Below are 15436 nucleotides of genomic sequence, written 5' to 3'. Positions count from 1 at the left end.
AAGGTATGGGGTGTGGCTAGCGAGGATGTCGGCAGCAGGGATTGCTGCCGTCAAGCCCCCATGGAGGGGTTCACGGCGGTCCTCGATAGACACATCCCATACCTTCTATTCTTAGACGGTTTTTCAATCAAAAGGGAGTAGATTACTGCCTATCCATTCATTGCTTAGCGGCATTGAGGCATGAGTTACTGGTTTTGGATAAGTAGTTACCCTGATTACTTTTATTGGCGGAAGGCGCAATAATCAGCCCTGATTCGTTTTGTTGTCCAGGGGCTTTAAATCCCCGAAAAATCAATATCATTGCGAGGTGAAAAATGGCATCGATTGAAGAAAAAGTTAAATCAGAAATGGGTTCAGATCCTGAACAGCCCCTTAATACGGTAGATTTTCCAAATCGTGAGGCAAGGATTGCTGAACTTGCCTATTACAAGGCAGAGCACAGAGGCTTTGATCCAGGCTCTGAACTTGATGATTGGTTGGAAGCCGAAAGGGAACTTTTCGAGGAATAGTTTTGTTCAAAGTGGCGAGGTTAAGCGTAGTTAAAATTACGCTGTAAACCTGATTAATACGTGTCAACCTCGCCATCAAGATGTTCAAGCGCTATGAATGATTAAAAGGGAACCAGTGAATCGACCGCAATGCTTGTTTCGGTTACGCCATTCCATTTCATTAGAAGTGAGCCTTGCATCAGATGTATCAGGCTATCTGATGAGATTTTTAGTCTTTTTAGAAATCTTCCAGTAACTGGTTAGTTAACCTTTGATGAAAAAATGAGTATTCGTACCTTATGTGCCGACCCTGAGTGGTTAGGCCGATCTGACTGTAAACAGTGCGGTATTCGTCGTACGATGTTGTTTTCAGGCTTGGAAGATGAGGACTTTGATCAACTACTTGAGCCCATTGATAATTTTCGTTATCCAAAAAAAACCTTGTTTTACAATCAGGACGAACGGGGCAACAAGGTCTATTCAATTCGCAGCGGCTTCGTAAAACTGATTCAGTCACAATTCGATGGTTCCCAGCGTATCTTGCGTGTGCTGGGTCCAGGCGCCATTGTTGGGCTTGAAGCCCTGTTGCAAAAACCATATCGCCATACCGCTATAGCCTTACAGGAGGTTGATGCGTGTCGTATATACACGGCTACGCTTAAACACCTTGAAGCGGAAAAACCATGGCTTAACGAAAAAGTGATGGACCATTGGGAACAGCACTTGACGATTGCAGACCGCTGGATAAATGAATTGTCATCGGGCTCTGTTCGAACAAGAGCATTGAACCTGATTAAATATCTGATGGAAATAAACGGAGGCAACAGTGATACCGTCCGTTTTTTTGGTTATGAAGACATGGCTTCTATGCTGGGCACTTCAAGAGAAACATTTTCTCGTATCATCAGCGAGTTGAAAGACGAGGGGGTAATCTCTAAAGTAGGGCGCGGCCAGGTTTATCGGTTCACAGGTCTTGTTGGAGGGCCCTTTTGTCAGGATAGGGCCTGACGGCAACATCCCTGCTGCCAATCTTTAAGAATGGCAATGCCCACTTCTTCGCCCAGCAACAGGCCTTCTGTACCGTCACTGCGATAATGAACGCCTGCCCAGTCACGCCCCAAAGAAATATTTGAAGCCAGTTTGTTGATTTCCCCTCCGATGGTCAATACCTCCAGGATTGGCTTCAAGGAAACACCATTAGCGCCAGGCTGCACAAGCGAAGGTATTACGATAACTGTATTCATATAAGAGTGAGTATTGGCGTCGCCCGTTTCCCGGCTTACGGTGCGGATATTGATACATTGACCAAAAACGCCGATGCCGCGATGTATTCATTTCTATTGCTGAGCATACCGGACTTATCATTGAACAGGGGGAATTTGTCAAATCGAAGGGCGTGCGCTGATCATAGAGATTACCGAAAGCATGGTCATCGGTAATTTGGAAAACGCTATTAATGTGCTTAATAAGTTGAAACGTTATGGCATTTATACGGCAAGTGACGACTTTGGAACCGGATATTCTTCGTTGATTTATCTGCGACGTCTGCCTGTTGAGTTTATCAAAATTGATAAATCCTTTGTTGCAGATGCCGACGTTGTTTCGGAAAGTGAAACGATCATTCGTGCTATTTCGGCGATGGCCAAAAGTTTGGGTTTTAAACCCATAGCGGAAAGAGTGGAGACCTAGGCGCAAGAAGCGATGTTGAAAATGATTGATTGCGAATCGGCCAAGGTTATTTGTATGCCAAACCCCTTCCTTTTGATGATTTGCTGGTATTTTTGAAGGCTCATCAATCAGAGTGATTGATTAAAATACCCCTCTTGAGGTTTCATAAACAAGCTTGAGCAGCAGGTTTGTAATTAATGTTCAACACAAAGCCCGGTTTGTCTGGGTTTTCCTGAATCACCTTTTTCATCAACATGGCCATGTTGAAATAATCAAATAATGATGAAACAGATTGTCTTAATCTTGCTTTTGCTCGCTTTATTGGGGTGTGGTGCTAAAACCGTTGCCTCACATACACCTGAGCCGGACAGCATAGAGATTTATGTGGTTGATCATGGTATGCATGCCGGTATTGTTATCGATGCCAAGTCGGTCGCTAACGTAATTGACGGATTGGCTTTCGACGACAAAGCTATCCGCTTTATAGAATTCGGATGGGGCGATCAGGCTTTTTATCAGGCAGAATCGTTTTCATTATTTTTGGCTATCAAAGCCTTGTTGTTCCCGACCGACTCAGTCATGCATGTTGCGGGTCTTCATTACGATCCCTGGGTATATTTTCGAAGAAGTGAGGTCCTGCGAATCGGGATTTCCCCTCTCCGTCTTAATGCGCTATTAAGTCACATAGACCGTTCGTTCGTCAGAGATAAGCGGGGCCAATTGATCGACCTGGGGCGTGGCCTTTATGGCAAAAGCCGGTTTTATGCCGCAAAAGGCGAATACCATCTGTTTAATAACTGTAATACCTGGGCTATGTCGGTATTAATTCAAGCAGGCATTCCGGAGCCAATGATGGTAACGCTGGGTGCAAGCAGTGTCATGCGGCAGGTCAGGTCCTATCAAGATCAGGCTGCAGATCCGGTAAAGTAAGGGCGTCAACGTTCTAGTAACTACACATTTGTGTCTTGGTCGACTCTTGAGTTAATTCTTTTTTCTTACAAATTTTTATCGGTAACCCTAAAATAGGCCAACTCAAATTAAGGACATCATGATGAAAAATTTAACGTGTTTTAAAGCTTACGATATTAGAGGGCGCTTGGGCGATGAGTTGAATGAAGACATTGCCTATCGGATTGGCCGTGCAAGCGGTGAGTATTTACAAGCTAAAACGATGGTTGTAGGTGGCGATGTTAGGTTAACCTCCGAATCTTTAAAAATCGCGCTTGCTGAAGGGCTGATGGATGCCGGTGTGGATGTTATTGATATCGGCATGACCGGAACTGAAGAAATTTATTTTGCCGCGCAATCAATGGCTGTTGACGGCGGAGTTGAAGTGACCGCCAGTCATAATCCCATGGATTATAACGGTATGAAACTGGTCAGGGATCAGGCTAAGCCGATCAGCGGCGATACGGGTCTACGAGAAATTCAGCGGCTTGCTGAACAAAACCAGTTTGGGCCGGTGATTAAAAAAGGAACCCTGTCTCACGTTTCTCATCTGGAAGCCTATATTGATCATTTGATGACCTATATCAATATAGGCAATTTAAAACCGTTAAAGTTGGTGGTTAATGCCGGAAATGGGGCGGCAGGGCACGTAATTGATGCTTTGGAGAAAAAGTTTGCTGAACAGCATGCGCCTGTGGAATTTATCAAAGTCCACCATGAAGCTGATGGCACTTTTCCTAACGGTATCCCCAATCCATTACTTCCTGAATGTCGCGCCGATACGACACGAGCTGTACTGGAGCATCATGCGGATATGGGGATTGCCTGGGACGGTGATTTCGATCGGTGCTTTTTATTTGATGAGAAAGGGCAGTTTATTGAAGGTTACTACATCGTTGGATTACTGGCCGAAGCATTTTTACAGAAAACACCAGGTGCCAAGATTATCCATGATCCGCGTTTAACCTGGAACACCATTGATGTGGTGTCCAAAACGGGGGGTATTCCTGTGCAATCAAAAACCGGTCATGCCTTCATCAAAGAACGGATGCGGCATGAAGATGCGGTTTACGGCGGGGAAATGAGCGCACATCATTATTTCAGGGATTTTGCTTATTGCGATAGCGGAATGATTCCCTGGTTGCTGGTGGCTGAATTGTTGTGTGTGAAAGGTCTTCGTTTGTCAGAGACTGTCGCTGAGAGAATTACGGCCTATCCTTCATCCGGTGAAATTAATTCCAAGCTGGCCGATCCCGAAGCGGCTATTCAAAAAGTGAGAGATTTTTACCAAAAGGGTGCGTTAATTGTCGATGAAACCGATGGTGTCAGTATGGAATTTGCCGATTGGCGTTTCAATCTCAGATCATCAAATACCGAACCTGTGGTCAGGTTAAATGTGGAATCACGCCACAATACTGTTTTGATGGAAGAAAAAACCGAGGAATTATTAGCTCTGTTGCGCAGTTAAGATAAGTTAGTCCGTTAGATATGTTAAGTAGAATACCTTGATTTTTAATGATTAATTTTGCATTAGAGTTTCTTGATAGCAAGTGCTTCTATAAAAATACCATTTTTTTTAAGTTAAATTTTGCGCAAAAATCTTGTGTTGTGTATACTGCATGCAACAAAAGTATGCTTATAGCCACATTTGCTTTTGAGCTAATCCGCTTACTTTACATTCAGTTTTGCAAAACATTAAGAATGACAGACGTTACAACATTGCCGTCTGGGTTTAGTTGCTTAAAACCGTTAGTGAGCAATTTGGTTTTTACGTGTTTAATTTCTCGTCTTAGGAGTTTTTTATGAAAAAGAAACAGATATTGGCCTTGGCCTTGTTGTCTGCTATCGGTTTAACGTCGGTGGCGCAGGCAGATGATCACAATACCGATGACCGCTGGTACGTGGCTCCATTTGGAACCTTCATTAAATCAGGCGGTGATCGCGGTGCCAAAGATGATTGGGGCGGTGGTATGGGCTTCGGTAAGATGCTCAATGAATATTTCAACGTCGAGCTGAAAGGTTTTTACCAAGGTTTTAACAGCGAGACAGGTGGTCGCTGGGACTTGACCGGTGGTACAGCTGATCTTCAATATTATTTCTTCCGCGACAAATTCTCACCTTATGCTGTAATTGGTGCAGGTGGCATGAATACTTCATTCCGTGGCGAGAGCGGAGCCACTATCATCGGTGAAGCTGGTGCAGGTTTCACTTACGAACTGCATGATAACTTTTTGTTACGCAGTGACGTTCGTTACCGTTACAACAACAACTTGAATGCTCATTTACAGTCAGGAACTGAAGAGTTTCATGATATGACTGTCAACGTCGGTTTTGTTGTTCCTTTTGGTGAAAAACCACAAGCAGTTGCCAGCAATTACGAAGCTCCAGCTCCGATTCCTGCTGTAGATGATTGCTCTACTCGCGACTCTGATGCAGACGGCGTTAACGATTGTTTAGACAAATGCCCTGGCACAATGGCCGGTAGCAAAGTTGATTATCAAGGTTGCCCGGTTCAAATTGAATTGAAAGGCGTTAACTTCAAATATGATTCTGCTGAATTGACACCTAATGCTAAAGCAATTCTGGATGGCGTGGCTTCACAATTGAAAGCCTATCCACAAGGCAAAGAAATTGAAGTTCAAGGACACACCAGTAGTGAAGGTGGTTATAAATATAACGTGAGATTATCTCAACATCGCTCACAATCAGTAGTGGATTATTTAAGATCTAAAGGCGTTACCGACAGCATGCATGCTAAAGGTTACGGCCCTGATCGCCCAGTTGCTGAAAACCAAACAGAAGCAGGACGTTCTCTGAATCGTCGTGTTGAATTGGTCTGGATTGAATAATTCTTTTCAAGCCTGAGAATAAAAAAACCCGCTTTATGCGGGTTTTTTTTTGCCTTGTCAGGGCTGATACAGTAATTTTTCAAGTGGATAATAATTCCATTTTTATGTGATATCCTCACTATTTTATCTAACCGATCGAGGTTGATATGACAGAAACCGCTATAACCGAGTCCGTTCAAAATTATTATGGACAGGTTCTTACCTCTTCAAAAGACTTAAAAACCAGCGCTTGTTGTACTTTGGATGCAGTTCCGCAGTATCTGCGGCCTTATCTAAAAGATATTCACCCTGAAGTGCTTGCTCGTTTCTACGGGTGCGGATCACCGCTTCCTTCCGGTCTCGATGGTTGCACGGTATTGGATTTGGGCTGCGGTACTGGGCGCGACTGTTATTTGTTGTCGCGCTTGGTCGGTGAAACCGGCAAGGTCATCGGCGTGGATATGACGGAGGCCCAATTGGTTGTTGCTAGGCAACATTGCGACTGGCATGCCCAACAATACGGTTACGCTCAATCGAATGTGACCTTTCTTGAGGGGCAAATCGAGGACTTACAGGCATTGGGCATCGCTGATAATTCTATCGATGTGGTTGTGTCCAATTGTGTGATTAATTTATCTCCGGACAAAAAGCGCGTGCTGGCCGAAATCTTTCGGGTATTAAAACCTGGGGGAGAGCTTTATTTTTCTGACGTATATTCTGACAGACGCATTCCTGCTGCGCTAAAAACGGATCCGGTTTTACTGGGTGAGTGCCTTGCAGGGGCCTTATATTGGGAAGATTTCAGACGGACGCTTTTAGATCTGGGCTGTCCTGATGTCAGGGTTGTTAAAGAAAGCCCGATCACATTAGATGATGAAGAAGTAGCCGAAAAGATTGGAATGGTTAATTTTCGATCAGTTACGGTCAGGGCATTTAAAGTCGCGCTTGAAGATCGCTGCGAAGATTATGGTCAGGTTGCCTGCTATAAAGGCAGCATACTTAATCATCCCCATGCTTTCGATCTGGACGATCATCATCATTTTGAAACCGGCCGTCCTTTAAGAGTGTGCGGCAATACGGCTGATATGCTCAGCGCCAGCCGCTATGCCGGTCATTTTGATGTATTGGGCGAGAAAACGGTTCACTTTGGGCTGTTTGATTGCGCGCCGCCGAATAAAAGCCTTTCTTTGGAGTCGGGCGCATCCTGTTGCTGATGCTATAAAAACGCATAAAATTTTTCCGCGGTTCTCTTCGATCAGAAAGGAGAGAGCCGGGGACTAAAAAAGCCTACCATCCGTTTTAAGCAACCTCAATCAGCATTGAGTTTGATCTTGAACAGGCATGAACAGTCATTGTTAGCCATACAGCCTGTTTGTTCAATGGGTTGTTCCAGAAGGGCCATCATCAAGGTTCGATCGAACTCGCACAGTTCTGGATGTTGTTGAGCCAGGTCATGATAAACGCAGTTAAACGCTTCGATTGCCGGTTCAGCATTAACAGGACCTGAGCTCAAATCAGCGTGGTAACCCAAAGATTGCATGATTTCTACCAGAAGTTCGGCTCTTTCTGCCAAGCTTTTCCCTATAAATTGCGGCTTTAGCGTCTTTGCCAATTTTTCCGCAATTCTTCGCATGAAGGCCCTGAACAGGTCGTCGTTCATTTCATCTTTCAGTTCCGCCAATAACAAACTGCAGAACCAGGCATATTGTTTAGGGAAATGATTAATGCCTTTTTCAGTTAATACATAATTACGGGAAGGCCGTCCACCGGTGTTGTTCAGTGTATCTTTTTTTACCAGCAGGCTATTTTCAAGGCCGGTCAGGTGTTGTTTAACAGCGTTTCTGGATATTTCGAGCCGGGTTGCAATTTCCTCGATACTGAGACCTTTTCTTGAATTCAGCAGCAATTCTAATAGTTGATCTTGTCTTGATAACATTTCCTGTGACATTGAATGCTCCTGTTTTCGTTACGGTGTTGATTGTAAATGATTGTTTCAGTCAACTTCTAAAGTTAATATGAGGCGGCTTTTTTGGCTCGAACCTGGAATTTTTCAGATTAGCTTTACGAGTACGCTTGCATACTATAAACAAAAATAAGTACTTTTATAATATAAATATTGCATAAGTATAGTATCGAAGCTAAACTATTTTTCGAGCAGCAAAGCTTAAACTAACAAAATTAATTATAACGAGAAGGAAGTGACCCATGAGTGAAGCAAAACCAACACTTTATGAACAACTCGGTGGCGAAGCAGCAGTCAATGCGGCAGTCGATATTTTTTATCGCAAAGTGTTAAGCGATTTTCGCATTAACCGGTTTTTTGATAATTCCGATATAGAAAAACAAGCGGCTAAACAAAAAGCGTTTCTTACCATGGCTTTTGGTGGTCCCAATAATTACACAGGAACCGACATGCGGACTGCGCATGCGCGTTTTGTCAAAATGGGCTTAAACGATTCCCACTTTGATGCCGTTATGGAGCATTTATCAGGCACTTTAAGAGAACTGAAAGTACCTGAGGAACTGGTAGCCCAAGTGGCGGCAATCGCTGAAAGCACTCGTTCTGACGTTTTAGGTAAATAATTCGGATAATCAGACATGACTTCAAGACACATAACGCTGGATGAACAGGTTACCGTTTGCCATGAAGGTGAAACAGTGTTGGACGCTCTGTTACGTGAAGGCAGGGATGTGCCTTACAGTTGCCGTCAAGGGGCTTGTCAGTCTTGCATGATGCGTAGCCTCGAAGGAATGCCTACTGAAGACTCACAAAAAGGATTGAAAAATGTTTTGTGTAAACAGAATTATTTTTTAGCGTGTCTGTGTTTTCCCAGTCAGGACATGGTTGTCGCTTTAAGTCATCAAGCTGATTTTTTTACCGAAGCAACTGTGGTCAGTAAAGTGTTACTTAATCAGGAAACGCTTTTACTGACCATTCAGTGCAAGGACGCACTGGATTATTATGCGGGACAATTTGTTAATCTCAAGCGTTCAGACGGCCTGATGCGCAGCTATTCGATTGCCAATAGCAAAGTTCACACGCATAAACTGACTTTTCATATTCGCCGTTTGGCCGGTGGCCGTTTCAGTGAGTGGGTGCATCAAGAACTTAACATAGGTGACAATATCTCTGTATCGGACCCACAGGGTCTGTGTTTTTATTTACCCGATAATCAGGAGCAAAATATGCTGCTGATAGGCACAGGAAGTGGCTTGGCTCCTTTGGCAGGCATCATAGAAGAGGCTCTGGAACAAGGACATACCGGACAAATACATTTATATCACGGTAGCCGGGAAATGGATGGATTGTATTGGCTTGATGAAATGCAGGCATTGCAGCAGAACTATGAAAATTTCCATTACACGCCCTGCGTATCGCGTGGTGATTCGCCGGAAGGCGTTGCAACAGGCCGCGCCAACGATGTTGCGATGGCCGCATTACCCGATTTGAAAGGCTGGCGAGTATTTCTGTGCGGTCACCCGGATATGGTTAATCAGACTAAAACCCAAGCTTATCTTAACGGAGCCTCACTGAAGGACATTTACTCCGACGCATTTCATGTGGCCTCATCCTCCCTAGAGTAAAATTCGTGTATCTGCTCAGGTAAGTAAAAAATGACCAGCACAGTAAACAAAATCAGGTTTGGCATGGATGATAGCTTGCGCTAAGTCGACAATCCAAACAGCATCTTGAAAATCCCTATTGCCAGTGCGATCAAATAAGGCTTGATATCGCCAATCCCATTCCTTTAAAAATTGACGGCCACTTTTCCTGTTGTTCACGCACGGCAAGCCGGGTCTTTTAATCTTACCTGCCTCGACATCCTCGTTTATTAGCCCGAATACATTGAGTGTCATTCACTGTTATCCAGACGCCATTGTAATTATCAATCTTCCTGTCCTTGGCTTACACGTGATATGTACCCTGATCAAGTGGAATTTGCAGAATATTGGCGGTTCATTGGTTTTTACGGATAAAACAAGTCATTTTCAAGTAATATAGAGATGGGTTTTTTGAATGAATTGAGCATCACTCCTTAATCAATATGACGCCGCTTATTTCATTTAAACGATTAAAGATTCCATCTGAATTATCCAGCTTACTTAGCCTTAACTATTCACTATTTCACCTTTAAGTCTATGACCAAAATTATCGCTTCGCCTCTCAAGAAACACCGTCTTGCCGATTGTTTAAACTTTTTCTTGATTGGTTTGTTCGCGTTGCTGATCGAGGGTTGTGCTACACCGGTAGGTATTGATCCGGTAAATATTCAGACCGGCTATCAGTTGAATACACAAAACGTATTGTCGGCAGGGCAGGCGTCGGAACCGACAAAAAGGGTGCTGAGGCGTAATGGACTTATGGACCGATTTGAAAACGAGCCGGAGAAAGTGCTTGCGGAACTTCACGCAGAACTTCAACCGGCGGCTGATGAGGATAAACTGTTTGCTCTGGCGGAGTTGTCCTTGTTACATGCCCAAAATACGGACGATCATGCCTACTTTCTGGCGTCTGCGGTTTATGCCTGGTCGCTGCTGTTTCCAGATGATGGCCATGGAGTCCAGCTCAAAGCATCTGACCCGCGTTACCGACTGACTTATGATCTTTATAATCATGCGCTTGCCCAAGGCTTAGCGGATCCGGATGACAGCGACGAAGACGAGGTTGAGGTTTTACTGAAACCGGGCACCTATCAACTCCCATTCGGAACCTTGAATTTAAGCTTTGACGACAGAGAACTGTCCTGGGGCGGTTATCAATTAGAGCACTTCATTTCGACCGCGTTCCTGAATGTTCGCGGCTTCAGAAATCGTTATCGGATGCCCGGTATTGGCTCCACCCTGGCGGCCAGTATTTCCAGCGGACCCTCGTCGAATAAAGTGATCGGTTGGCAGCGATTAGGGCCACGCACCAAAGTGCCGGTTACTGCAATCGCTCGCTTAGAACATGCGCGTTCCAGTTTGGCAGGCGGGCAAATCAAAGGGCACCTCGAACTCTACACGAATGATCAAGTAACCTCCGTTAAAATTGATGATCAATTACTGCCTCTCGAATTCGACCCGACTGCGGCCTATGCTTATCAACTCGACAATAACCCTATCTATTCACTGGAGCTGCTTAATTTTATAAAGGGCGGCCTGTTCAGTGGTGCCATCCCTAAAGATCGGGCCAATGATGGTCTGATAACACTATATCCCTATCGCAAAGGCAAGATTCCCTTGGTGCTGGTGCACGGAACTGCCTCAAGCCCGCTACGCTGGGCTGAAATGATCAATGAACTGGAAGGCGATCAAAGAATCCGCGAAAACTATCAAATCTGGGTGTTCATCTATGATTCGGCAAATCCCATAGCGTATTCGGCTGGCGTATTGAGATCTGCATTGGAAAATGCGCTCAATGAATTCGATCCCGATCACAAAGACTCTGCCTTGCAGCAAATGGTCGTCATAGGCCATAGCCAAGGTGGCTTACTGACCAAGATGACGGCTATCGATACCGGCAACCGCCTTTGGGAGCTGGTAAGCGATAAACCGTTCGATCAAATTAAAGTATCACCTGATGTGGAAGCGATGTTAAAACGCTCGTTGTTCTTTAAACCCCTGCCATTTGTAAAACGGGTTGTCTTCATTTCGACACCGCATCACGGTGCAATGGCAGCCGCATCTGCGTGGGTGACTGGATTGGTCGCCAAACTGGTCACTCTACCTCAGAACATGTTGCGTGGGTTTGCTCAAGCTGCCGCCTCATCCGGTGACGAGAAATTGCTGTCAAAACTGCGCAGGCCACCGACAGCTGCTGATAACATGAACCCTAATAATCCGGGATTAAAAACACTGGCATCCATTCCTGTAGCGTCGCATATTCCGGCTCACTCTATCATTGCCGTGGGCGGAGACGGGCCTAAGGAGGAAGGGGATGACGGCGTGGTGGCTTACCAAAGTGCACATATTGACGAGGCGATTTCGGAGAAAGTGGTTAACTGGAACCATTCTTGCCAGGGTCAGCCTGAAGTTATTGAGGAAGTTCGGCGTATTCTGCTTGAACACACGGGCGCACTGAGTACGCAATAAATTTACCCTCGGCTATGCCGATAATTTAAACGTTTTTGTAGGAGCGGGCCATGCCCCGCTCCTACAATGGTACCTATCCATTCTTGCTATGACCTTAATTTAAAAGCAGTAACGCCGGTGGAATCTGTCAAGATGCTAAACAAATCTCCCTTTTGCAAAGGAAAGCTTATTCTTGGCGACATCTTTAGTAAGAAGGCGGTAAAAGCGGTTCGATGCCCTCAAACTTAGCGTCTGGATGATGTTTGACAATCACTTGACTGATTGCGTCTATGCGATCTTTTGGAATATCCACCATGACCAGCAATTGGCCCGCTTCAATAGCTTCCTCATAGTTTTTAACTTTTGAATTACCCACCTGAAGACCTGCCAGTCCGCTCATGATGGCGCCGATGGTCGCGCCATAAAATAAAATGCCCAAAAGCGGCCCTCCTGCAATCGCAAAACCGGCAAATCGTAAAGCCACCATGCCGGCCAAAACACCGGTTACACCACCCAGTGCGGCACCCCGTTCCAACGCGGGGATGAAATCGGTTTTCTGAAATACCGATGCTTCGGGTATATCTTCCAAGGGCGTGTCCCGTTTTGCCAAAATGTGCAGGTACCGGTCTTCGATGCCTTCTCCACGTAACTCATCAATAATTTTATGTGTTGTGAAAATGTCCGGGGCTAAAAAATAAATTCTTCTCATAGTGATCTCCATGTAGTTTGGTTCTTCGAGCGCAAGACTAAAAATTGCGGCTAATAATTTTCTAAATACGGTATCTGGAAAAGTCTCAATGCTATTTGGTTATGATGCGCTCTATTATCGATTCTTGTAGGTGCGGTATCGAACTGACTTTGCCTGATTTTGAGTTTAACGTGTTTAGCAGGTTTTTTAGCAGGGTCAGACTCTAAAAAGTCATTGACCTCAAACCAGGGATTCCCCCTAAGAAACGGCATTGCACGATTCCTGACACCCTCTATTTCGTTCTGGATTTATGTACGTGTAACTTGAATAAAAACGAGCATAAATAATGAACAACAAAAATGTAACGCAGCAAGTATTGTCAAACAAACTACTTGCCAACATCGATGCCTACTGGCGCGCAGCCAACTATCTGTCAGTCGGTCAGATTTACCTTTACGATAATCCGCTGCTGAAACGGCCACTCAAGCTTTCGGATATTAAACGTATGCTGCTCGGACATTGGGGAACGACACCAGGTCAGAACTTTATTTACGTGCATTTAAACCGGATCATCAAACAATACGACCTTAATATGATTTACGTGTCCGGCCCCGGCCACGGAGGCCCTGCGCTGGTCGGCAACACTTATCTGGAAGGCACTTACAGCGAAATCTATCCCGACATCAGTCAAGACGAAGCGGGGCTGCAAAAGCTGTTCAAGCAGTTTTCGTTTCCCGGCGGCATCCCCAGTCATGTCTCTCCGGAATGTCCTGGCTCCATCCACGAAGGCGGCGAGCTGGGCTATTCGCTCAGTCATTCATTCGGAGCCGTGTTCGATAATCCCGATCTCATTGTGGCTTGCGTGGTCGGCGATGGCGAAGCAGAGACAGGGCCCCTGGCCACATCCTGGCATTCCAACAAGTTTCTTAATCCGCTCACCGATGGCGTGGTGTTGCCCATACTGCACCTCAACGGCTACAAGATCGCCACGCCGACTGTTTTTGCCCGGATTGAGCCTGAAGAATTGGATCAGTTTCTGCGCGGCTGCGGCTGGACACCTTACTACGTCGAAGGTGATGAGCCGTCGCTGATGCATGAAGCGATGGCCGCCGTCCTCGACACAGTGATGGAACAGATACAAACCATTCAGCACAATGCCCGCATCCGTGGTGATTTGACCCGGCCGCGCTGGCCGATGATCGTGCTGAAATCGCCTAAAGGCTGGACCGGCCCTAAATGGGTGGATGGCCAGCAAATCGAAGGCAGTTTCCGCTCGCATCAGGTGCCGCTGTCTGATCCAGCCAGCCAACCGGAGCATCTGCAGATGCTTGAAGACTGGCTCAAGAGCTACCGTCCTGAAGAACTGTTTGATGAATCGGGCCGCTTACTTTCGGAGCTGGCCGAATTGGCGCCTAAGGGCGAGCGCCGCATGGGCGCTAACCCTCATGCCAACGGCGGTCTTCTGCTGCGCGATTTGATAATGCCGGATTTTCGACAATACGCAGTTGATGTGCCGTCACCCGGTTCCGTTAACGCCGCTGATACCCATGAACTGGGCGTGTTCTTACGCAATGTGGTCAAGTTCAATCAGCCGCAACGCAATTTCCGTATCTTCGGCCCCGATGAAACGCTATCCAACCGATTGAACGCTGTGTTCGAAGTGACCCATCGGCAGTGGGATGCACGAACGCAGGACAGTGATGAGTTTCTGGCTGAAGACGGGCGGGTTATGGAAATGTTGAGCGAGCATCAGTGCGAGGGCTGGCTGGAAGGCTATCTACTCACCGGACGGCATGGGCTATTCAATTGCTACGAAGCGTTCATTCACATCATTGATTCGATGTTCAACCAGCACGCTAAATGGTTAAAAATCACTGCGGAGCTGCCTTGGCGAAAACCCATTGCCTCGCTCAACTACTTGCTGGCCTCGCACGTCTGGAACCAAATCCACAATGGCTTTACCCATCAGGATCCTGGTTTCATTGACCATGTGGTCAACAAAAAAGCGGCAATCGTGCGCGTTTATCTGCCGCCGGATGCAAATTGTCTGCTTTCGGTGTGGGATCATTGCTTACGCAGCCGTCATTACGTTAATGTCGTGATCGCCGGCAAGTATCAAGCGCCGCAGTGGCTAAGCATGGACGCGGCGGTCAAGCACTGCAAAGAAGGCGTCGGCATCTGGCAGTGGGCCAGCAATGATCATACTAATGCGCCCGATGTGGTCTTGGCCTGTTGCGGCGATGTGCCGACACTTGAAACGCTGGCTGCAGTCTCTATCCTGAATGAGCACTTACCAGAACTGAAAATCCGGGTGGTCAACGTCGTCGACCTGATGAAGTTGCAACCCCAGATCGAGCACCCTCACGGTTTGAGTGATACGAATTTCGATGCACTTTTCACTCAGGACAAACCGGTCATTTTTGCTTTCCATGGTTATCCCTGGTTAATCCACCGGCTCACCTACCGCCGGACCAATCATGAGAATATTCATGTGCGTGGCTACAAGGAAGAAGGCACCATCACCACGCCTTTCGATATGACAGTACTGAATGATCTGGACCGCTTTCATCTGGTAATGGACACCATCGACCGATTGCCTCAGATCGGCGAAAAAGGCATTCAGCTAAGGGATGATGCGTTTCTCAAAATACCATTTTTGGCGAGATGGTAATGTCCCACCATTTCAAAGCCGTTGACCGCTGCAGTCTTGCCTCAAGTTCACGGACCTGATCAGCGGCTAATTTAACGCCCTTTTCATAGACGCC

At 46.1% G+C, this 15436-nt stretch carries 15 protein-coding genes; 11 read left to right on the top strand and 4 right to left on the bottom strand.

Features of this window, described 5'->3' with window-relative positions:
* The first annotated feature begins 314 nt into the window (after positions 1-314).
* Both Q7V32_RS20850 and Q7V32_RS15005 read left to right on the top strand, forming a co-directional pair.
* On the top strand, positions 315-509 hold the full coding sequence (locus tag Q7V32_RS20850) for a DUF2934 domain-containing protein (RefSeq protein WP_322272817.1): 195 nt from the start codon (positions 315-317) through the stop codon (positions 507-509).
* Positions 510-770: 261 nt separating this feature from the next.
* Positions 771-1496: a Crp/Fnr family transcriptional regulator gene (locus Q7V32_RS15005; protein ID WP_304897787.1), complete on the top strand. Its 726-nt coding sequence runs from the start codon at positions 771-773 to the stop codon at positions 1494-1496.
* Here Q7V32_RS15005 and Q7V32_RS15000 read toward each other — a convergent pair.
* Positions 1481-1675 (bottom strand): hypothetical protein, encoded by a 195-nt coding sequence (locus Q7V32_RS15000; RefSeq protein WP_304897786.1) that lies wholly within the window; start codon positions 1673-1675, stop codon positions 1481-1483. The two genes, Q7V32_RS15005 and Q7V32_RS15000, sit on opposite strands and share 16 nt — an antisense overlap.
* Before the next feature lie 190 nt (positions 1676-1865).
* On the opposite strand from Q7V32_RS15000, the gene Q7V32_RS14995 reads away from it, so the two are divergent.
* From Q7V32_RS14995 to Q7V32_RS14975, 5 genes are all read left to right on the top strand, one after another.
* Complete coding sequence (locus tag Q7V32_RS14995) at positions 1866-2177, top strand: EAL domain-containing protein (RefSeq protein ID WP_370691471.1); 312 nt, start codon at positions 1866-1868, stop codon at positions 2175-2177.
* A gap of 261 nt (positions 2178-2438) precedes the next feature.
* Positions 2439-3086 carry a DUF2459 domain-containing protein gene (locus Q7V32_RS14990; protein ID WP_304897785.1) on the top strand — a complete coding sequence of 216 codons (648 nt, stop codon included), beginning with the start codon at positions 2439-2441 and terminating at the stop codon, positions 3084-3086.
* 121 nt (positions 3087-3207) lie between these two features.
* Positions 3208-4572 carry a phosphomannomutase CpsG gene (gene cpsG / locus Q7V32_RS14985; protein ID WP_304897784.1) on the top strand — a complete coding sequence of 455 codons (1365 nt, stop codon included), beginning with the start codon at positions 3208-3210 and terminating at the stop codon, positions 4570-4572.
* Between the two features lie 334 nt (positions 4573-4906).
* The gene (locus Q7V32_RS14980; RefSeq protein WP_304897783.1) at positions 4907-5953 is read left to right on the top strand and encodes an OmpA family protein; all 1047 of its coding nucleotides are present in this window, start codon (positions 4907-4909) and stop codon (positions 5951-5953) included.
* A gap of 146 nt (positions 5954-6099) precedes the next feature.
* Positions 6100-7146, top strand: a complete 1047-nt coding sequence (locus tag Q7V32_RS14975; RefSeq protein WP_304897782.1) for a methyltransferase domain-containing protein — start codon at positions 6100-6102, stop codon at positions 7144-7146.
* 95 nt (positions 7147-7241) lie between these two features.
* Here Q7V32_RS14975 and Q7V32_RS14970 read toward each other — a convergent pair whose 3' ends face one another.
* The gene (locus Q7V32_RS14970; RefSeq protein WP_304897781.1) at positions 7242-7880 is read right to left on the bottom strand and encodes a metalloregulator ArsR/SmtB family transcription factor; all 639 of its coding nucleotides are present in this window, start codon (positions 7878-7880) and stop codon (positions 7242-7244) included.
* A 257-nt stretch (positions 7881-8137) separates the two neighbouring features.
* Between Q7V32_RS14970 and Q7V32_RS14965 the strand changes: the two genes are divergently transcribed.
* Both Q7V32_RS14965 and Q7V32_RS14960 read left to right on the top strand, forming a co-directional pair.
* Positions 8138-8515 carry a group 1 truncated hemoglobin gene (locus Q7V32_RS14965; protein ID WP_304897780.1) on the top strand — a complete coding sequence of 126 codons (378 nt, stop codon included), beginning with the start codon at positions 8138-8140 and terminating at the stop codon, positions 8513-8515.
* Positions 8516-8530: 15 nt separating this feature from the next.
* Positions 8531-9517: a 2Fe-2S iron-sulfur cluster-binding protein gene (locus Q7V32_RS14960; protein ID WP_304897779.1), complete on the top strand. Its 987-nt coding sequence runs from the start codon at positions 8531-8533 to the stop codon at positions 9515-9517.
* Positions 9518-9532: 15 nt separating this feature from the next.
* On the opposite strand, the gene Q7V32_RS14955 is transcribed toward Q7V32_RS14960, so the two are convergent.
* Positions 9533-9790: a hypothetical protein gene (locus tag Q7V32_RS14955; RefSeq protein WP_304897778.1), complete on the bottom strand. Its 258-nt coding sequence runs from the start codon at positions 9788-9790 to the stop codon at positions 9533-9535.
* Positions 9791-10072: 282 nt separating this feature from the next.
* On the opposite strand from Q7V32_RS14955, the gene Q7V32_RS14950 reads away from it, so the two are divergent.
* Positions 10073-12004, top strand: a complete 1932-nt coding sequence (locus tag Q7V32_RS14950) for a triacylglycerol lipase (protein ID WP_304897777.1) — start codon at positions 10073-10075, stop codon at positions 12002-12004.
* Positions 12005-12188: 184 nt separating this feature from the next.
* Here the strand turns inward: Q7V32_RS14950 and Q7V32_RS14945 are convergent, their stop codons facing one another.
* Positions 12189-12692, bottom strand: coding sequence for a DUF1269 domain-containing protein (locus tag Q7V32_RS14945; protein ID WP_304897776.1), 504 nt, complete (start codon positions 12690-12692; stop codon positions 12189-12191).
* A 325-nt stretch (positions 12693-13017) separates the two neighbouring features.
* On the opposite strand from Q7V32_RS14945, the gene Q7V32_RS14940 reads away from it, so the two are divergent.
* Complete coding sequence (locus tag Q7V32_RS14940) at positions 13018-15342, top strand: phosphoketolase (RefSeq protein ID WP_304897775.1); 2325 nt, start codon at positions 13018-13020, stop codon at positions 15340-15342.
* Positions 15343-15436 lie beyond the last annotated feature (94 nt).

This window comes from Methylicorpusculum sp. (assembly GCF_030651835.1).
Lineage (GTDB): Bacteria > Pseudomonadota > Gammaproteobacteria > Methylococcales > Methylomonadaceae > Methylicorpusculum.
The sequence above is the reverse complement of the archived record's forward strand: the minus strand, read 5'-3'. Positions and strand labels throughout refer to the sequence as shown.

Bases quoted from the DNA above. Each gene is read 5' to 3' on its own strand.
- Q7V32_RS14960 (WP_304897779.1), top strand. From the start codon at position 8,531: ATGACTTCAAGACACATAACGCTGGATGAACAGGTTACCGTTTGCCAT.
- Q7V32_RS14945 (WP_304897776.1), bottom strand. From the start codon at position 12,692: ATGAGAAGAATTTATTTTTTAGCCCCGGACATTTTCACAACACATAAA.
- Q7V32_RS14990 (WP_304897785.1), top strand. From the start codon at position 2,439: ATGAAACAGATTGTCTTAATCTTGCTTTTGCTCGCTTTATTGGGGTGT.
- Q7V32_RS14940 (WP_304897775.1), top strand. From the start codon at position 13,018: ATGAACAACAAAAATGTAACGCAGCAAGTATTGTCAAACAAACTACTT.
- Q7V32_RS14955 (WP_304897778.1), bottom strand. From the start codon at position 9,790: ATGACACTCAATGTATTCGGGCTAATAAACGAGGATGTCGAGGCAGGT.
- cpsG (WP_304897784.1), top strand. From the start codon at position 3,208: ATGAAAAATTTAACGTGTTTTAAAGCTTACGATATTAGAGGGCGCTTG.
- Q7V32_RS14975 (WP_304897782.1), top strand. From the start codon at position 6,100: ATGACAGAAACCGCTATAACCGAGTCCGTTCAAAATTATTATGGACAG.
- Q7V32_RS20850 (WP_322272817.1), top strand. From the start codon at position 315: ATGGCATCGATTGAAGAAAAAGTTAAATCAGAAATGGGTTCAGATCCT.
- Q7V32_RS14950 (WP_304897777.1), top strand. From the start codon at position 10,073: ATGACCAAAATTATCGCTTCGCCTCTCAAGAAACACCGTCTTGCCGAT.
- Q7V32_RS14980 (WP_304897783.1), top strand. From the start codon at position 4,907: ATGAAAAAGAAACAGATATTGGCCTTGGCCTTGTTGTCTGCTATCGGT.
- Q7V32_RS15005 (WP_304897787.1), top strand. From the start codon at position 771: ATGAGTATTCGTACCTTATGTGCCGACCCTGAGTGGTTAGGCCGATCT.
- Q7V32_RS14970 (WP_304897781.1), bottom strand. From the start codon at position 7,880: ATGTCACAGGAAATGTTATCAAGACAAGATCAACTATTAGAATTGCTG.
- Q7V32_RS14965 (WP_304897780.1), top strand. From the start codon at position 8,138: ATGAGTGAAGCAAAACCAACACTTTATGAACAACTCGGTGGCGAAGCA.